The sequence below is a fragment of the Vibrio sp. 10N.222.55.C7 genome (genome assembly GCF_041473335.1).
GTDB classification, from domain to species: Bacteria; Pseudomonadota; Gammaproteobacteria; order Enterobacterales; family Vibrionaceae; genus Vibrio; species Vibrio crassostreae_C.
In genome coordinates this window covers 138,385-151,846 of sequence record NZ_JBFRSC010000037.1, presented here as the reverse complement: position 1 = coordinate 151,846, position 13,462 = coordinate 138,385, and the positions used below count along the sequence as shown (strand labels likewise).

Here is a 13,462-nt window from a genome sequence, read left to right as displayed (position 1 = left end):
ACTAGTTACCGTATCGCTTAAGCCACTCTTTCTCGAGCGCGTTTTGCCAGCTAGGGTGTGGTTCATCAACCGATTTAAATTGCTGGGTGTTTTTAGCGCTGCCAGTCAGGTATTTGCTGCTCAGAACCGAAGGATCGCCCCAAACATTGAGGTCACCCTTGCGAGACTGTGCTTCCGGGCTCAATAAGAAGTTAATGGTCACTTGAGCACCTGCGGTTGCATTGGCATTCCAAGGAATCGCCAGGAAGTGAATGTTAGATAGAGCGCCGCTTTCTAGAGCATAAGCCTTAGTGGTTTCGGCTAAGCGACCACTGGCTTGTGCTGAATAAACAGAGTTTGGATTAAACGTAATCGCGAGATCGATCTGTCCGTCATCCAGAAGTTGGATGCTTTCCGATGTGCCTGCTGGGAATTGTTTGCCACCGCGCCAAGCCACTTTATGGAATTTATCTAAGTAAGCCCACAGTGGTGCCGTCACTTCTTGGAAGTTGTCTTCTGAAACCGGCTGAGCCAGTGCAGGGTTATTGTTTGTTAGTTCAATCAATAGAGACTTAATGAAGCTCGTGCCATGAAATTCTGGTGGGCGAGGGTAGCTTAAGCGATTTGGGAAAGCTTGAGCGTAGCTCAACATCTCTGAAAACGATTGTGGCGGGTTGTGTAGTGTCTCTTGATCGTGAATGAACACAAGTTGTCCCACGCCCCACGGTGCTTCCAAGCCTTCTGTCGGCTCTGAGAAATCAACATCAATCGGCAGAGACTTATCGACATACTGCCAATTTGGAAGTGACTCTGTAAATGGCCCAAACAATAGCGCGTTGTCTTTCATCGAGCGGAAGTTCTCGCCATTAATCCAGACGATATCGACGCTGCCTTCACTGTTCTTTCCTGCTGCTTTTTCAGCAAGCAGTCGAGTGGTGGTTTCCGCAATATCGGTCACTTTCACATGCTTTAACGTGACACCGTAGTCACTTTGTAATTTCTTGCCTGCCCACTGTAGGTAACGATTGATCTCTTGGCTTCCGCCCCAAGCGTGAAAGTAGACAGTTTCTCCCTCTGCCTGCTGTTCTATTTGGTTCCAGCTGTCGGTGGATGTTGCTTCATCAGCATAAATGGTTGCGCTGTATGCAACGGTTGCCATGATTCCTAACGTACTTACTATCTTGTTCATAAACTTTTCCATTTGGTAGTGAACGGGCAAGAGCATTGTATTTTCGAACTCCCTAGTGCGTATTGACCCTTCGTGGTTAACGAAAGATCAACATGCCCTAATAGTTATTCTATCTGTTTCTGAAATAAATTCTAATTCAACAGTAAATTCAATCAATTACTTGAGAATAAGCAGGGAGTTCGCGGTCGAGTTTTGTTCGATACGTAATCATCTCGAAAACTCGACAGACTCTAGGCTTTTGCCATCCTAGCAACAGACCGCTGAACCGTTGAATTTATTGCATCTAAATGAGAGATTTTTGAGGTTTATTGGAGGCTGGTACGAAAAGTCGGCGATGAGCGTCAATTTTGAAGAAGTAGTGAGGGCAAGCTGACAATAAAAAAGGAGCCATCAGGCTCCTTTAATCAGTATTTGGTTTCGATGACGGATTAGTTTACCCAGTCACGAATTGTGTACGTTAGCGTGTGTACATCGTTTTTCAGTACTAGCGTATCGTTTGTTAGCGTTACGTCGCTCCACTCGCTAAGAGTAGCAGAAACCGATTGTTCGATTTCCATCGCAGAGCCGTGACACATTTTCATTGTCATGCCCATTTGCTTGATACGGAATTGACCGTCTTTCAGCTCGCCTTGACCGAAGAAGTTGTTACAACCAGCCATGCCGTTTGCAGTCATCTTTTCGCCGATCTCTAGACGAGGAGCTGCTTGGTCTTCGCTTTTCACAATGTCCTTGCCATCAATTTGCGCAAGTTCCCAATTATGGTGCTGTAGATCGGTTGGTGTTACTTGCATCGCGTTGTCACCTGTTGTTGTGCATGCTGCTAGCATCATAGGTAAAGCGGCTACTGCTAGTAATTTTTTTGAACTAAACTTCATATTATAAGGCTCCAAAGGAAAGAACGAAGTTACCGGATAAGTGTAACTTGATGGGTTCAAAGTATAGTTTACAAAACACTATATGTGTCAGTATAAGGTCATAGTTTAGTATGGATTTCACGAGCCAGGCGACAAATTAATCGCTTATTTTTGAGAGAGTAAGCGTAATTTTGAATGTGTAAGGAGGCATGGTGGAGCAGTTAGAGTTTTTCCAAGTTCCAAGCCCTTGCGTTGGGGTTTGTTCAAGCGATGACAAAGGCTATTGCAACGGTTGTATGCGCAAGAGAGAAGAGCGCTTTAATTGGATGTCGATGACACCGTCAGAACAATTGCACGTGATAAAGCTGTGTCGTCAGCGCTATAGAAGAAAAATAATGAATCAAAAAAACTTGATTGGTAAGCAGGTCGATGAAGAGGGAAATACCAGTCCCCAAAGAGATCTTTTTGGCTAAAGAGGAAGTATTTAGATTTTATTTAACTCCGAAGTAACTATTACTTTACATAATGGTTGGGGTGTAATATTAAAGTAGGTACCTTTGTACCTGAAGGAGTGGTGTCGGTATGAATAAAAAGAACGTAAAAATCAAAAAAGAGCCAGTCAAAGCACTTGACCGAAAACCGATCGGGGCAAAAGATGACCCTGAAGAGACTCCGCGTGATTGGCATTCGATGTCAGAAGAAGAACGAATGGAAATCCTTTCTCACCTCTCAGACATGCCTTTCCAATAACACCACTGGTTCTTCAGAGCCTTTCTTAAAGCTCAGTTTTCAGAAACAAAAATGTGATTAAACAAACATGTGATTCGCTTTCGTTACACCACGATGGTACGTGCAAAATGTATCATCGGCCTCGGTGGTTTTACTGTGAATCTTAATGTTTGTGATCACTTCTACCGCCCCTGCATCGTAGCAAGCTTGTTCTGCTTTTTTAACGATATCGAGTAATTGGTTGAGTTCACCTTTCATCGTAGTTTCCATCGCACCGACTTGGAAAGGCACATCGGCAGCTTTCACAACTTCAATGGCTTTATCAACCACTTCGAAGTTGTTGCCTTCTTTAACGCGAGGTATCACTTGGAAGGCAACCATCACTTCTTTTTCTCTTTTTAACTCAGACACTTTCTGCTTACTCTAGGATAGGGAATTGTTGCAGATGATAGGTTAATTCGGAGACGAATTCTACAGCGATTATGCTGGTTGGATTACTCTCTTTGTCCTACTTGTTACCCCAGTGGTCACTTACCCAACCACCTATGTGCTCATCAAAATGACTGCCACTGAACCTCTGGTTGCGTTCAACCGAAGTATCACAATCATCTTTATTATCTATTAGGGTTTGTATGTAGTTTGCCATCGGGTCATTGGAACGTTGACGATCTCGGCGAGTTGCCACTTCCTTAATCAGTTGTAATCGATATGTAGAGCTAGCACGTTTCATTTCAATGACCTCCTGTTGTAGACACTAATAGAAAAATCTAGTTGCTAGATATAGGGGCGTCAACGTGATTTAAGAGTATTTTTTTTGAGCAACCAAGAATCAATACGTTGGCATCATAATTCACAAAAGTGTCATTTAAGTTGGCAACTTTAGGGAAGTTTTTGGGTGTGAATTTGTATTTTGTTGCATATAAAAAAGCCCAGTACAAACTGAGCTGACCATTCTATTTCTGGTTACTTAGAGTTATTTCTGGTTACTTAGAGCTATTTGGTTTGCTTTTAAATTGCTTAATGCTTTTCTTTTTAGCTGTTCTTCGATTGGCCATTTTATCTTTAGGTGGACGCTTGCGAGCGGTCGTTTCAGATGCAGGTTTGTCGGTAACCGGGAAACCCTCTAATGGTTGCAGCACTAACGGCTTATTGGTCAAGGTGCGAATCGCATTGAGGTAGTCAGTTTCGCTGTGGCTAACCAGAGAGACCGCGCAGCCAGTACTTCCTGCTCTTGCTGTACGACCAACGCGGTGTACGTAAGTTGCTGAGTGAGAAGGTAATTCGAAGTTAATTACGACAGGTAATTGATCAATATGAATGCCTCTAGCCATCACGTCTGTCGCGATAAGCACACGAGTCTCGCCATTTTTGAAACTTTCTAATGCTTGCTCTCGTTCTTCTTGGCTCTTATTTCCATGTAACGCACTCACACTGATTTTGGCTTTATTCAATCGTTTGGTTAATGCATCGGCATTGTCTTTTGCGCCAATAAATACCAATACTTGCGGCCATGTGTGTTGATTGAGTAGTGCGATGAGCGCTTGAGCTTTACTGCCTTTGTTCACTAAATACAGGGTTTCTTCAATAGCCGCGACCACGCTGTTTTCTTGATGTGTCGTGACCTTAACTGGATTTGAAAGAAGCTCTTCAGCCTGACCTACTAATTCGGGCGGAAGTGTCGCAGAGAACAACAGTGACTGACGTTTGCTCGGTAGTGCTGAAGTAATCGCTTGAATATCTGGCCAAAATCCCATGTCGATCAGGCGGTCGGCTTCATCAAGAACCAATGATGAACACCGAGCTATATCCAGTTCATCACTTTTGATTAAAGCAAGTAGGCGGCCCGGTGTGGCGATGGCTAATTGTGGTTTAGTCGATAATTGTTGCTGTTGATCATCAGTATTTACGCCGCCCGTTAGCGTTACCAATTTGATATTGAGCGTTGTCGCGATCGGTTCTAAAGATTTGGTCACTTGAGATGCAAGTTCACGGGTTGGAACAATGATCAGTGCTTGCAGTTCATTCACATCTTGGTTGATGTTATTCAGTAAAGGTAAGCCGAACGCCAATGTTTTACCGCTGCCCGTTTGAGCCAATGCGAGTACGTCTTTCCCCGCAATAATGGTAGGAATTACCGCTTGCTGTATCTCTGTCGGCTTATTGAATTGAGATGAGAGCGCGGAGACGGTTTTTGCGTTAAGGGTTAGGCTATCAAATGACATAAATGAACCAAGTATCAAAAAGGAGGTGGAGTCTATCAGGGCTACAAATGTTAGAGAATCAGTTTTGTATGTTAGACGATAAACACATTCATTATACGCGCGAATTATGTCTGTTAGCTATACGCGATAATTAAGCGTTTATCATATTGTAATGGCACTGAATGGACGTACAATGTCCGCCCTAAAAATGTTCATGAAATGAGATCGAAATGTGTTGGGACAGTATCTGGCTGTTTATCGTTATCGTGTTTTTTATTGCCATTATCCCGGGCCCAAATGCGCTGTTGGTATTAAGCACAGCCTTAACTCAAAGGAAGCTGTTCGCATTTGTGAACGTGTTGGGCGTGTCATGTGGTTTCTTTTTTCATGCCTTTATCTCGGCTAACGGCATAAGCTTATTACTGTCGAACACTCCCATGGCCTTTGAAGGGCTAAAGTGGGCTGGGGTTTTGTATCTTGTCTGGCTTGGGTATAACCATTTTCGTGCGGCGCTGCGCGCTCAAGAGGGCGTGCTCTCTGTGGTGAGCGCATCGGGAAGTAAGCTATATCATCAGTTTTTCAAAGGGCTTCTCACTAATCTACTGAATCCTAAAATTGTCCTGTTTTATCTTTCTATATTCCCTCAATTTGTTTCAACAGATGCGATTGTGACAGACAGTTTGATACTTGGTGCAATTCAAGCGTCAGTGGTGTCGATGTGGTTCTTAGTTGTGATCTTAATGGCGGATACCTTTAAGCGCTTGTTAGTTCAAAAGCGCACCTCGCAAATGGTGAACATTGTGTGTGGGATTCTATTCGTGGGCTTCAGCATTCAGTTGGCATTGTTTCAGCTTTAGGGTGCGATGCGAAGAATTGGGTTTTTAGCTATTGGTTCAGTTCATTTCCGGCTTAGTTCTCGTTTCCATCTTAGTTTTCATTTCCGATTCAGTTCTCATTTTTTACTGAATGCTAAGCAATCCGTGTTTCTCTGTATAAATCTCTAAAGCATTAGCTCGGGAAGTCGATATAATTATTAGCTATCAATTTGGTGAATGTGTTTATTTGAGACCAATTGAAGCTACAGCCTATTGCTTGACCGAAATAACAGAGACAGGGAGTCACTAATGCGTGAAGATTCATTCACCCAGAAACGCAAATATTACCGCTTAAAGTACCCTCAAAAGGCTCGTCCGGTGATGCGAATTAAGGATGAGCTTTTTCATGTCAGCGAAGTTTCTGAAAAGGGTGTACGCCTGATGATGCGTAACATCATTCCGGTTTATCGTGGCTTTTCAATGGCCGGCACCTTGAGGTTGCATGACAACAACAGTATCGATATTAGCGGTGCTGTATTGCGACAAGAAGGTGACGAAGTGATCGTTCAGTTATCACAAGGCCCAAGCTTCAAAGATATGGTGTCTGAACAACGCCACATTAGGCAAAGATACCCAGTGTTTTTTGCTAGCCTCAGAGTGGCATAGAAAGCTTTTAAAGTTAGATTCACTCATCCAAGCCGATATTAAAAAACCAGCACTTTCACAAGTGCTGGGCTTTGTTCTATCTATAGCCCAGATTCTTATAAACCAAAGGCGATACAGGTAAAGCTAATGAGCTTAGTTCGCCTTATAGCTCGTCTACTGTAGCCCAAACTGCGGCTAGCATGTCGTGACCAAACGCGACACTTCGTTCTGGAGACCAGCCGTAAAGTTCGTCAGCGTGACTGATGTGATCTTTAAATGGCATCTCGACGGTGTAAGCCAAACACTTGAATTGCTCACCAATCCAGTTTGTGCCAACTGTCATGTTTGCTTTGCCTGGTTCGTCTTTATCGTAACCAAATTCATCTTGGAACTCTGGCGTGATAGTGAGCAGTGCTTGCTTGAAGTGGCTCTCTAGCTTCGCGATGCGCTCGTTGTAAGAAGGTGTGCCTTCGCTACCTGCTACAAAGTTATATGGAATCGCTTCGTCGCCGTGAATATCTAGACACAGGTCAACGCCCGTTTCCAGCATACGCTCGCGAACAAGGAATACCTCTGGGCTGCGTTCCATAGAAGGTGATTGCCATTCACGGTTCAGGTTTACGCCAATCGCGTTAGTACGCAGGTGACCGCGGATGCTGCCATCTGGGTTCATGTTTGGTACAACTCTGAACACAACGCTGTCTAGAAGAGAGCGACCAACCGTATCTGTTTCATCAAGTAGGCGTTGTAGCAGGCCTTCGATCAGCCATTCAGCCATCGTCTCGCCAGGGTGTTGGCGACCAATAACCCAGATGTTTTTCTTCTCTTCACTTGGCTCGCCGATGGTTAGCAAAGTGATGTCGTTGTTGTCTAGCGTCTGACCTAGAGTTTCAAGCTTACAAGCAGGGTGCGTTTGAGCATTGTGCAGAAGATCTTGGTGACGATCGTATGAGTACGGCGCGAAGTACGCGAAGTACATTGAATCGTGTTCAGGGATGATATCGAAGCTTAATGTATCGCCATCGAACTGAGATGGGATACGGAACCACTCTTCACGGTCATACGATGCAACTACATCGTAATCTTTCCAGCCTTCAGGGTAGGCAGATGTTGCCAATTGACCGATTTCAAAGTGGTGAGCTTGTTGAGCTTCACTTTCTAAGCGGAAGTGAAACCACTGAGAGATTTCAGTTTGGTAGTCTGCTGGGATAGTCAGTTGAATGTTTTGTGGTGAATCTGCAGAAACGACGTGAATGTTGCCGCTTTCGAAATTGCTGAAAATTTTCATTGTAGTTTTTATCTCGTAGTTGAGTTGCCGTAAGACTAGCACACTTTTTTTCGAGCAAACCACTAACTAAATCGGAATGAGATGTTATTTCAACTATCTACTTTTTAGTTCTCTACTTTGAGCAGTACTTCCTATCTATCGACGCTGACAAGTTGTACACCCACGACAGGCTGAACGTGTGTGGCGATCTAACTTGCTGCGTTGAACCTTACAATAAGCGTTTTTCAGCGCTCTTCGTCCAGAGAACCAATCATCGGGTTTTGACAGGATCAGATAACCATTAAAGCGTTTCATAAGCTCGACTCTATTTTGGTCGATGAACTTGCTATCAAAGCCAATCTCAAAGTAATCAAGCGCTTGTTCGATGGCAGTGAAACTCGCTATTTTTTGTTGGAATTCTGTTTGGCTCATTGAGTGAGGAGTTTATGAAAAATAGATAGCCAATATTGTAATAGATTTACAATTTACTTCTTTGACTTAGAAAGCCGTTTTGTCTCGTTGATGTTGGATTAATCAATAATGAATATTTAACCGCTGCCTCTTATTTGGTGGGTGATTGTATCTGGTGGGGAATAATTTCGTGAAGTGACCTTGGGTTCTCATAAAGGTTCAATTTTTGTTCCTCAGAATGCGATTTATGATCCAAATCAAACTGATCTACCCCTAAAGTACTATTCTGATCTTAATTGTAACCAATTGTTGAAGATGATTAAGAATTATGACAATAAAAAAACGTTATATCGCACTAATAGCGGCGGTTGGTATAGGTATTGGCTGGTTAACCTTAGGGGGAACTGCAGCCGTTATGCACTATACATCGAGCACTGAGTTTTGTGTTTCTTGCCACACAATGGAAGCACCCCACAAAGAATACCAAGGTTCTGTACACTTCAGTAACGCAAAAGGCATTCGAGCTGAATGTGCCGATTGCCACATTCCAACTGATCCGATTGACTACGTGATCACCAAAGTAAGAGCGTCCAAAGACATCTACCACGAATTTATTTCAGGTAAGATAGACACGCCTGAGAAATATGAAGCACACCGTGAAGAGATGGCTGAGACAGTTTGGGCTCAATTCCGCGAGAATGACTCAGCGACTTGTCGCTCTTGTCACGAATTCGATGCAATGGAAGAGTTCGAGCAATCTCGTGATGCAGCAAAAATGCATGCTTATGGTCGTGAAAATAACCAAACGTGTATCGATTGTCACAAAGGCGTTGCACATTTTGCTCCTGAAGCTCAGCTAGATAGCAAAGCGTTCGATACCCTGATCGCATTTACGAAAAACACGCCAGCAGATGCGAAAGTGGTTTACCCAGTAACCGATATCGCAATGGGTGACTTCGGCAGTGTAAACCCAACAGCAGAACTGCAAGTGGTTAAGGCTGAAGGCGACAACCGTACTGTGACTTTGAATGCATTCCAAATGAAAGGTGCAGAGCAAGTGCTTTACTTCGGTGAAGGCCAACGTGCAATCGTTGCGACATTGACAGACAAAGGTCAAGAAGCACTGACTACTGGTGACTATAAAGCAGATGCTTATGGTAACGAGTGGCGTTCAGTTGCGCTAACGGGTGATATCACTTCTCCAGTTGTCGATAAACTAGACCCAATCTGGTCTTACGCAGAAGAGTTGGACAACGTTTACTGTGCAACGTGTCACGCGAAAATTCCTTCAAACCACTTCACTGTGAATGCTTGGGGGCCTGTTGCGAAAAGTATGGGCGACCGTACAGACATTTCTGAGCAAAACCTTGAGCTGCTGACTAAGTACTTCCAAAACCACGCGAAAGACGTTGTTGGTCACTAAAGAGAATTAGAAGGATAAAATTATGACTAATATGACACGTCGTGGATTTATGAAAGGCACAGGTATTACAGCTGGTGCGTTGGCATTCACATCTTTGACGCCGATGAGCGCAATTGCTTCGGACAAACGTGGTTCTGGTGTTCTAACATCAGGTCGTATGGGACCAATGCTGTGTGAAGTGAAAGATGGCAAGTTAGTGTCGACGACGAATGCACTGGCACAAACGGTTCCAAATAGCCTGCAGACCACAGGCCCTGATCAAGTACACACCAAAGCGCGTGTTAAGTACCCTATGGTTCGTAAAGGCTACTTGGCTAACCCATCTGCACCTGAAGGTGTACGTGGTAGTGATGAATTTGTTCGTATCTCTTGGGATGAAGTGTACAAATTGATTCACCAACAACACTCACGTATTCGTCAAGAGCACGGTGCGGAATCTGTATTCGCAGGCTCTTATGGCTGGCGTTCAAGTGGTGTTCTGCACAAAGCGCAAACGCTTCTACAACGTTACATGAGCATGGCTGGTGGTTACTCTGGTCACTTAGGTGATTACTCAACAGGTGCTGCGCAAGTTATCATGCCGCACGTTGTGGGTTCGATTGAGGTGTATGAACAGCAGACGACTTACCCAGTTATCCTTGAGCACAGTGATGTGGTGGTACTTTGGGGCCTAAACCCAATTAACACCTTGAAGATCGCTTGGAGCTCAACCGACTGTGCAGGTCTTGAGTTCTTCCACCAGTTGAAGAAGTCGGGCAAGACAGTGATTGCGATTGACCCAATGCGCTCTGAGACTATCGAGTTTTTTGGTGACAACGCAGAGTGGATTGCTCCTCACCCAATGACTGACGTAGCCATGATGATGGGTATCGCACACACGTTAGTGAAACAGGGCAAGCACGATAAAGAATTCTTGGGTAAATACACAACAGGTTACGACGTATTCGAAGCTTACTTGATGGGTAAGGAAGACGGCGTAGAAAAATCTGCTGAGTGGGCGTCTGAGATCTGTGGTGTGCCAGTGAAGCAGCTTGAGCTACTTGCGGATATCTTCAGTAAGAACCGTACTATGCTGATGTCTGGCTGGGGTATGCAGCGTCAACAATACGGTGAACAACGTCACTGGATGTTGGTTACGCTAGCGACAATGCTAGGTCAAGTTGGCTTGCCTGGTGGTGGTTTCGGTCTTTCTTACCACTACTCAAACGGTGGTAACCCTGCTCGTGATGCAGGCGTACTTCCTGCGATTTCAGCGTCACTTGGCGGTGGTTCTTCGGCGGGTAACGATTGGGCTGTTTCAGGATCTGTGAACGCATTCCCTGTAGCGCGTATTGTTGAAGCGCTAGAAAACCCGGGTTCAAGCTACCATCACAATGGTCACAACCTAACGTTCCCAGAGATCAAAATGATCTGGTGGGCAGGCGGTGCGAACTTTACTCACCACCAAGATACCAACCGCTTGATCAAAGCTTGGCAAAAGCCTGAGCTGATTGTTATCTCAGAACCTTACTGGACAGCAGCAGCTAAGCACGCGGATATTGTTCTGCCAATTACTACATCGTTTGAACGTAATGATATGACGATGACGGGTGACTACAGTAACCAACACTTAGTGCCAATGAAGAAAGTGGTTGAGCCACAAGGTGAAGCTCGTAACGATTTCGATGTATTTGCGGACATGTCTGAGTTACTTGCTCCGGGTGGTCGTGATGTGTACACCGAAGGCAAGACCGAGATGGAATGGCTGTATGGTTTCTACAAAACCGCACAGCAAGGTGGTCGTGGTCAGCGTATCGTAATGCCTAACTTCAGCAAGTTCTGGGAAGATAATCAGTTGATCGAGATGAAGTGGAACGAGAAGAACGCACAGTTTGTTCGTTACGCTGATTTTCGTGAGAACCCAATCATGAACCCACTAGGTACACCAAGTGGCAAGTTCGAGATATTCTCAAGAACCATTGAAGGTTACCAACTAGATGATTGCCCTGCACACCCAACTTGGTTAGAACCAACAGAGTACACAGGCAACGCTAAAGATGGCGAACTGCAACTGATGACAGCGCACGCCGCGCACCGTCTGCATAGCCAGTTCAACTACGCGAAGATCCGCGAAGAGTATGCGATTGCAGACCGTGAACCGATTTCAATTCACCCTGAAGATGCGAAAGCTCGAGGCATTAAAACGGGTGACTTGGTTCGTGCACATAATGGTCGTGGACAAGTATTGGTGGGTGCATTAGTGACGGACGGCATCAAACAAGGCTCTGTATGTATCCATGAAGGCGGTTGGCCTGATTTAGATAAAGAGACAGGCCTATGTAAAAACGGTGGCTGTAACGTGCTTACGTTAGATATCCCGACTTCTCGTTTGGCGAATGGCTGTGCTGCAAACTCTGCGCTTGTGAAGATTGAAAAATACACAGGTCCAGTATTAGAACTCACGGCATTTGATCCACCTAAAAACGGCTAATCTTTAACAAGTAATAGCTAACTGAATGAAGCCAGCCTAATCGCTGGCTTTTTTTGATCCTTTTCTTGCGATGAAGACTATTACTCAATGTCGGCTAGACATCCCATAATAATCAATGACATCTAAGCGAGAAGTAAGCTCATGAATCGAATCAATCCAAAGAAACTACTTCGCAGTAAATGGACGGCCGTTAGCCCAATAAAGAAAGAAAAACACTTCATGGTCACAGAGGTCGAGTTTGAAGAAGGGGAGGTCATTCGTTGTTTAATAGAAGCGGTGATGACCAAACGAGAGGAAGACATCAACTGGCGGGATCTCACCGACAAGGATCATTGGCTTCCCGGTTGGAAATAAGGATAGCAAGTAGGGAGCAGTCGGTCACCTCTACTTATTTCTAATTACCCGCTGCTGCACGCCCTTGCCAGTATTTAAGGCCTTCTAAGACACCCTCAGCATGTGTTGCTCTACTCGTGTATACGTTGTCTCTATCCGATAGGTGAGCAACCTCTGGGTAATGGTTAGCAACCAGTATCGAGTTTACGCCTTCAATGGTGAGCATTGAGGTGTCGTTAGCTGAGTCACCTGCGACGCACACTTCTGCAACGCTCAAATCGTGTTGTTCGAGTAGGTGGTGAATCGCAGTCGCCTTGTTTACGCCTTTTGGTGTGATATCTAAGTACCAATCATGAGAGTAAGTCAGGTGAACATCTAATCCGTGCATCTCCAAGCTAGATTCAATCAGTTCGTGTTGAGGCTCTGAAAGCTTTCCTTCAAAGGTGATCTTGTAATCGCCTTGATGGTTTTCTATGCGTTCACCCATAAAATCAAGGGGGGCGAGAGCCGTCTCTACCCTTGATTTGTTCCAAGAAGCTTCCAGTTGGTTATGCCAAACATGGTCTGGTTTTTGGGAATGAACATGATGAATTTTGGTGCCCACATCGCTAATAATACTGTGTGGCTTCGGGTAGTTATCCGATTCTAAACCCATTCGAATCGAAGGTAATGTTCTTCCTGTCGCGATGATAAAGCGAATATCAGGTTGTTCTGTGAGGTAATCAAATAGCTGGTTAACACCGTGAGATGAGCCTCCATCAAGCGTACCGTCAAAGTCACACACCAACATTTTTATCATTCGAATTCCTTGTCTTTTTCTCTATTTCGTCACGGGAAAATGCTTATTTCTTTTATAAAGAATGGCTCAGCAATGAGCACTCTACAAGTTGAAGTTCAGCTTAGATAATCACCAATTGACAGTTTGCAGCAAGTATCACAGTTGGTGTGACGTATTAAAATTCTTGGTTGAAAAGGTTGATTTCAACTCGCTGACTTTAGCCGGTTGACCTTTGGTTTTTAGGTAGAGATTGAGAGTTGATCTTATATTTTTTACCGAGCGAACTTTCGCCTCGGAAACATCATGAAAGCTTAATAAATAGTTCGTGCTCGAATTATTTGTGCACGAACTAATTATGGCTTTTGTTG

At 44.4% G+C, this 13,462-nt stretch carries 15 protein-coding genes; 7 read left to right on the top strand and 8 right to left on the bottom strand.

The window, feature by feature from the left end:
• Position 1: 1 nt before the first annotated feature.
• A complete protein-coding gene (locus AB4482_RS13480) occupies positions 2 to 1,168 on the bottom strand; it encodes an ABC transporter substrate-binding protein (RefSeq protein WP_017060323.1) in 1,167 nt (388 codons plus the stop codon).
• Positions 1,169 to 1,596: 428 nt separating this feature from the next.
• Entirely contained in the window at positions 1,597 to 2,043 is a 447-nt protein-coding gene (locus AB4482_RS13475) for an META domain-containing protein (protein WP_004734625.1), read from the bottom strand.
• 188 nt (positions 2,044 to 2,231) lie between these two features.
• Between AB4482_RS13475 and AB4482_RS13470 the strand changes: the two genes are divergently transcribed.
• Together AB4482_RS13470 and AB4482_RS13465 are read left to right on the top strand one after the other, a co-directional pair.
• On the top strand, positions 2,232 to 2,495 hold the full coding sequence (locus AB4482_RS13470) for a DUF1289 domain-containing protein (RefSeq protein WP_017060324.1): 264 nt from the start codon (positions 2,232 to 2,234) through the stop codon (positions 2,493 to 2,495).
• Positions 2,496 to 2,604: 109 nt separating this feature from the next.
• Positions 2,605 to 2,772, top strand: coding sequence for a hypothetical protein (locus tag AB4482_RS13465; protein ID WP_017060325.1), 168 nt, complete (start codon positions 2,605 to 2,607; stop codon positions 2,770 to 2,772).
• A gap of 57 nt (positions 2,773 to 2,829) precedes the next feature.
• On the opposite strand, the gene AB4482_RS13460 is transcribed toward AB4482_RS13465, so the two are convergent.
• From AB4482_RS13460 to AB4482_RS13450, 3 genes are all read right to left on the bottom strand, one after another.
• The gene (locus AB4482_RS13460; RefSeq protein WP_017065764.1) at positions 2,830 to 3,132 is read right to left on the bottom strand and encodes a thiamine-binding protein; all 303 of its coding nucleotides are present in this window, start codon (positions 3,130 to 3,132) and stop codon (positions 2,830 to 2,832) included.
• A 127-nt stretch (positions 3,133 to 3,259) separates the two neighbouring features.
• Positions 3,260 to 3,481: a hypothetical protein gene (locus tag AB4482_RS13455; protein WP_017057116.1), complete on the bottom strand. Its 222-nt coding sequence runs from the start codon at positions 3,479 to 3,481 to the stop codon at positions 3,260 to 3,262.
• A 253-nt stretch (positions 3,482 to 3,734) separates the two neighbouring features.
• A complete protein-coding gene (locus tag AB4482_RS13450) occupies positions 3,735 to 4,973 on the bottom strand; it encodes a DEAD/DEAH box helicase (RefSeq protein ID WP_017071932.1) in 1,239 nt (412 codons plus the stop codon).
• Positions 4,974 to 5,182: 209 nt separating this feature from the next.
• Here AB4482_RS13450 and AB4482_RS13445 point away from each other — a divergent pair, with 209 nt between their 5' ends.
• Positions 5,183 to 5,809: a LysE family translocator gene (locus AB4482_RS13445; protein ID WP_372174700.1), complete on the top strand. Its 627-nt coding sequence runs from the start codon at positions 5,183 to 5,185 to the stop codon at positions 5,807 to 5,809.
• 267 nt (positions 5,810 to 6,076) lie between these two features.
• Positions 6,077 to 6,433, top strand: a complete 357-nt coding sequence (locus AB4482_RS13440; protein ID WP_017060329.1) for a hypothetical protein — start codon at positions 6,077 to 6,079, stop codon at positions 6,431 to 6,433.
• A gap of 142 nt (positions 6,434 to 6,575) precedes the next feature.
• Here the strand turns inward: AB4482_RS13440 and AB4482_RS13435 are convergent, their stop codons facing one another.
• Positions 6,576 to 7,700, bottom strand: a complete 1,125-nt coding sequence (locus tag AB4482_RS13435) for a M14-type cytosolic carboxypeptidase (protein WP_136974637.1) — start codon at positions 7,698 to 7,700, stop codon at positions 6,576 to 6,578.
• A 135-nt stretch (positions 7,701 to 7,835) separates the two neighbouring features.
• The gene (locus tag AB4482_RS13430) at positions 7,836 to 8,111 is read right to left on the bottom strand and encodes a nitrogenase-stabilizing/protective protein NifW (protein WP_102333174.1); all 276 of its coding nucleotides are present in this window, start codon (positions 8,109 to 8,111) and stop codon (positions 7,836 to 7,838) included.
• A 307-nt stretch (positions 8,112 to 8,418) separates the two neighbouring features.
• Between AB4482_RS13430 and AB4482_RS13425 the strand changes: the two genes are divergently transcribed.
• From AB4482_RS13425 to AB4482_RS13415, 3 genes are all read left to right on the top strand, one after another.
• On the top strand, positions 8,419 to 9,513 hold the full coding sequence (locus AB4482_RS13425; RefSeq protein ID WP_017060332.1) for a NapC/NirT family cytochrome c: 1,095 nt from the start codon (positions 8,419 to 8,421) through the stop codon (positions 9,511 to 9,513).
• A 22-nt stretch (positions 9,514 to 9,535) separates the two neighbouring features.
• Positions 9,536 to 11,983, top strand: coding sequence for a molybdopterin guanine dinucleotide-containing S/N-oxide reductase (locus AB4482_RS13420; protein WP_017071931.1), 2,448 nt, complete (start codon positions 9,536 to 9,538; stop codon positions 11,981 to 11,983).
• A gap of 141 nt (positions 11,984 to 12,124) precedes the next feature.
• Complete coding sequence (locus AB4482_RS13415; RefSeq protein WP_017071930.1) at positions 12,125 to 12,337, top strand: TIGR02450 family Trp-rich protein; 213 nt, start codon at positions 12,125 to 12,127, stop codon at positions 12,335 to 12,337.
• A gap of 40 nt (positions 12,338 to 12,377) precedes the next feature.
• On the opposite strand, the gene AB4482_RS13410 is transcribed toward AB4482_RS13415, so the two are convergent.
• Positions 12,378 to 13,115, bottom strand: a complete 738-nt coding sequence (locus tag AB4482_RS13410) for an HAD-IIB family hydrolase (RefSeq protein ID WP_017068049.1) — start codon at positions 13,113 to 13,115, stop codon at positions 12,378 to 12,380.
• Between the last annotated feature and the right edge of the window lie 347 nt (positions 13,116 to 13,462).

What these genes read in the sequence shown, in the direction of transcription:
- AB4482_RS13450 (WP_017071932.1), bottom strand. Translation starts at nt 4,973, where the DNA reads ATGTCATTTGATAGCCTAACCCTTAACGCAAAAACCGTCTCCGCGCTC.
- AB4482_RS13470 (WP_017060324.1), top strand. Translation starts at nt 2,232, where the DNA reads ATGGTGGAGCAGTTAGAGTTTTTCCAAGTTCCAAGCCCTTGCGTTGGG.
- AB4482_RS13465 (WP_017060325.1), top strand. Translation starts at nt 2,605, where the DNA reads ATGAATAAAAAGAACGTAAAAATCAAAAAAGAGCCAGTCAAAGCACTT.
- AB4482_RS13460 (WP_017065764.1), bottom strand. Translation starts at nt 3,132, where the DNA reads ATGGTTGCCTTCCAAGTGATACCTCGCGTTAAAGAAGGCAACAACTTC.
- AB4482_RS13430 (WP_102333174.1), bottom strand. Translation starts at nt 8,111, where the DNA reads ATGAGCCAAACAGAATTCCAACAAAAAATAGCGAGTTTCACTGCCATC.
- AB4482_RS13420 (WP_017071931.1), top strand. Translation starts at nt 9,536, where the DNA reads ATGACTAATATGACACGTCGTGGATTTATGAAAGGCACAGGTATTACA.
- AB4482_RS13440 (WP_017060329.1), top strand. Translation starts at nt 6,077, where the DNA reads ATGCGTGAAGATTCATTCACCCAGAAACGCAAATATTACCGCTTAAAG.
- AB4482_RS13445 (WP_372174700.1), top strand. Translation starts at nt 5,183, where the DNA reads ATGTGTTGGGACAGTATCTGGCTGTTTATCGTTATCGTGTTTTTTATT.
- AB4482_RS13435 (WP_136974637.1), bottom strand. Translation starts at nt 7,700, where the DNA reads ATGAAAATTTTCAGCAATTTCGAAAGCGGCAACATTCACGTCGTTTCT.
- AB4482_RS13425 (WP_017060332.1), top strand. Translation starts at nt 8,419, where the DNA reads ATGACAATAAAAAAACGTTATATCGCACTAATAGCGGCGGTTGGTATA.
- AB4482_RS13415 (WP_017071930.1), top strand. Translation starts at nt 12,125, where the DNA reads ATGAATCGAATCAATCCAAAGAAACTACTTCGCAGTAAATGGACGGCC.
- AB4482_RS13480 (WP_017060323.1), bottom strand. Translation starts at nt 1,168, where the DNA reads ATGAACAAGATAGTAAGTACGTTAGGAATCATGGCAACCGTTGCATAC.
- AB4482_RS13455 (WP_017057116.1), bottom strand. Translation starts at nt 3,481, where the DNA reads ATGAAACGTGCTAGCTCTACATATCGATTACAACTGATTAAGGAAGTG.
- AB4482_RS13410 (WP_017068049.1), bottom strand. Translation starts at nt 13,115, where the DNA reads ATGATAAAAATGTTGGTGTGTGACTTTGACGGTACGCTTGATGGAGGC.
- AB4482_RS13475 (WP_004734625.1), bottom strand. Translation starts at nt 2,043, where the DNA reads ATGAAGTTTAGTTCAAAAAAATTACTAGCAGTAGCCGCTTTACCTATG.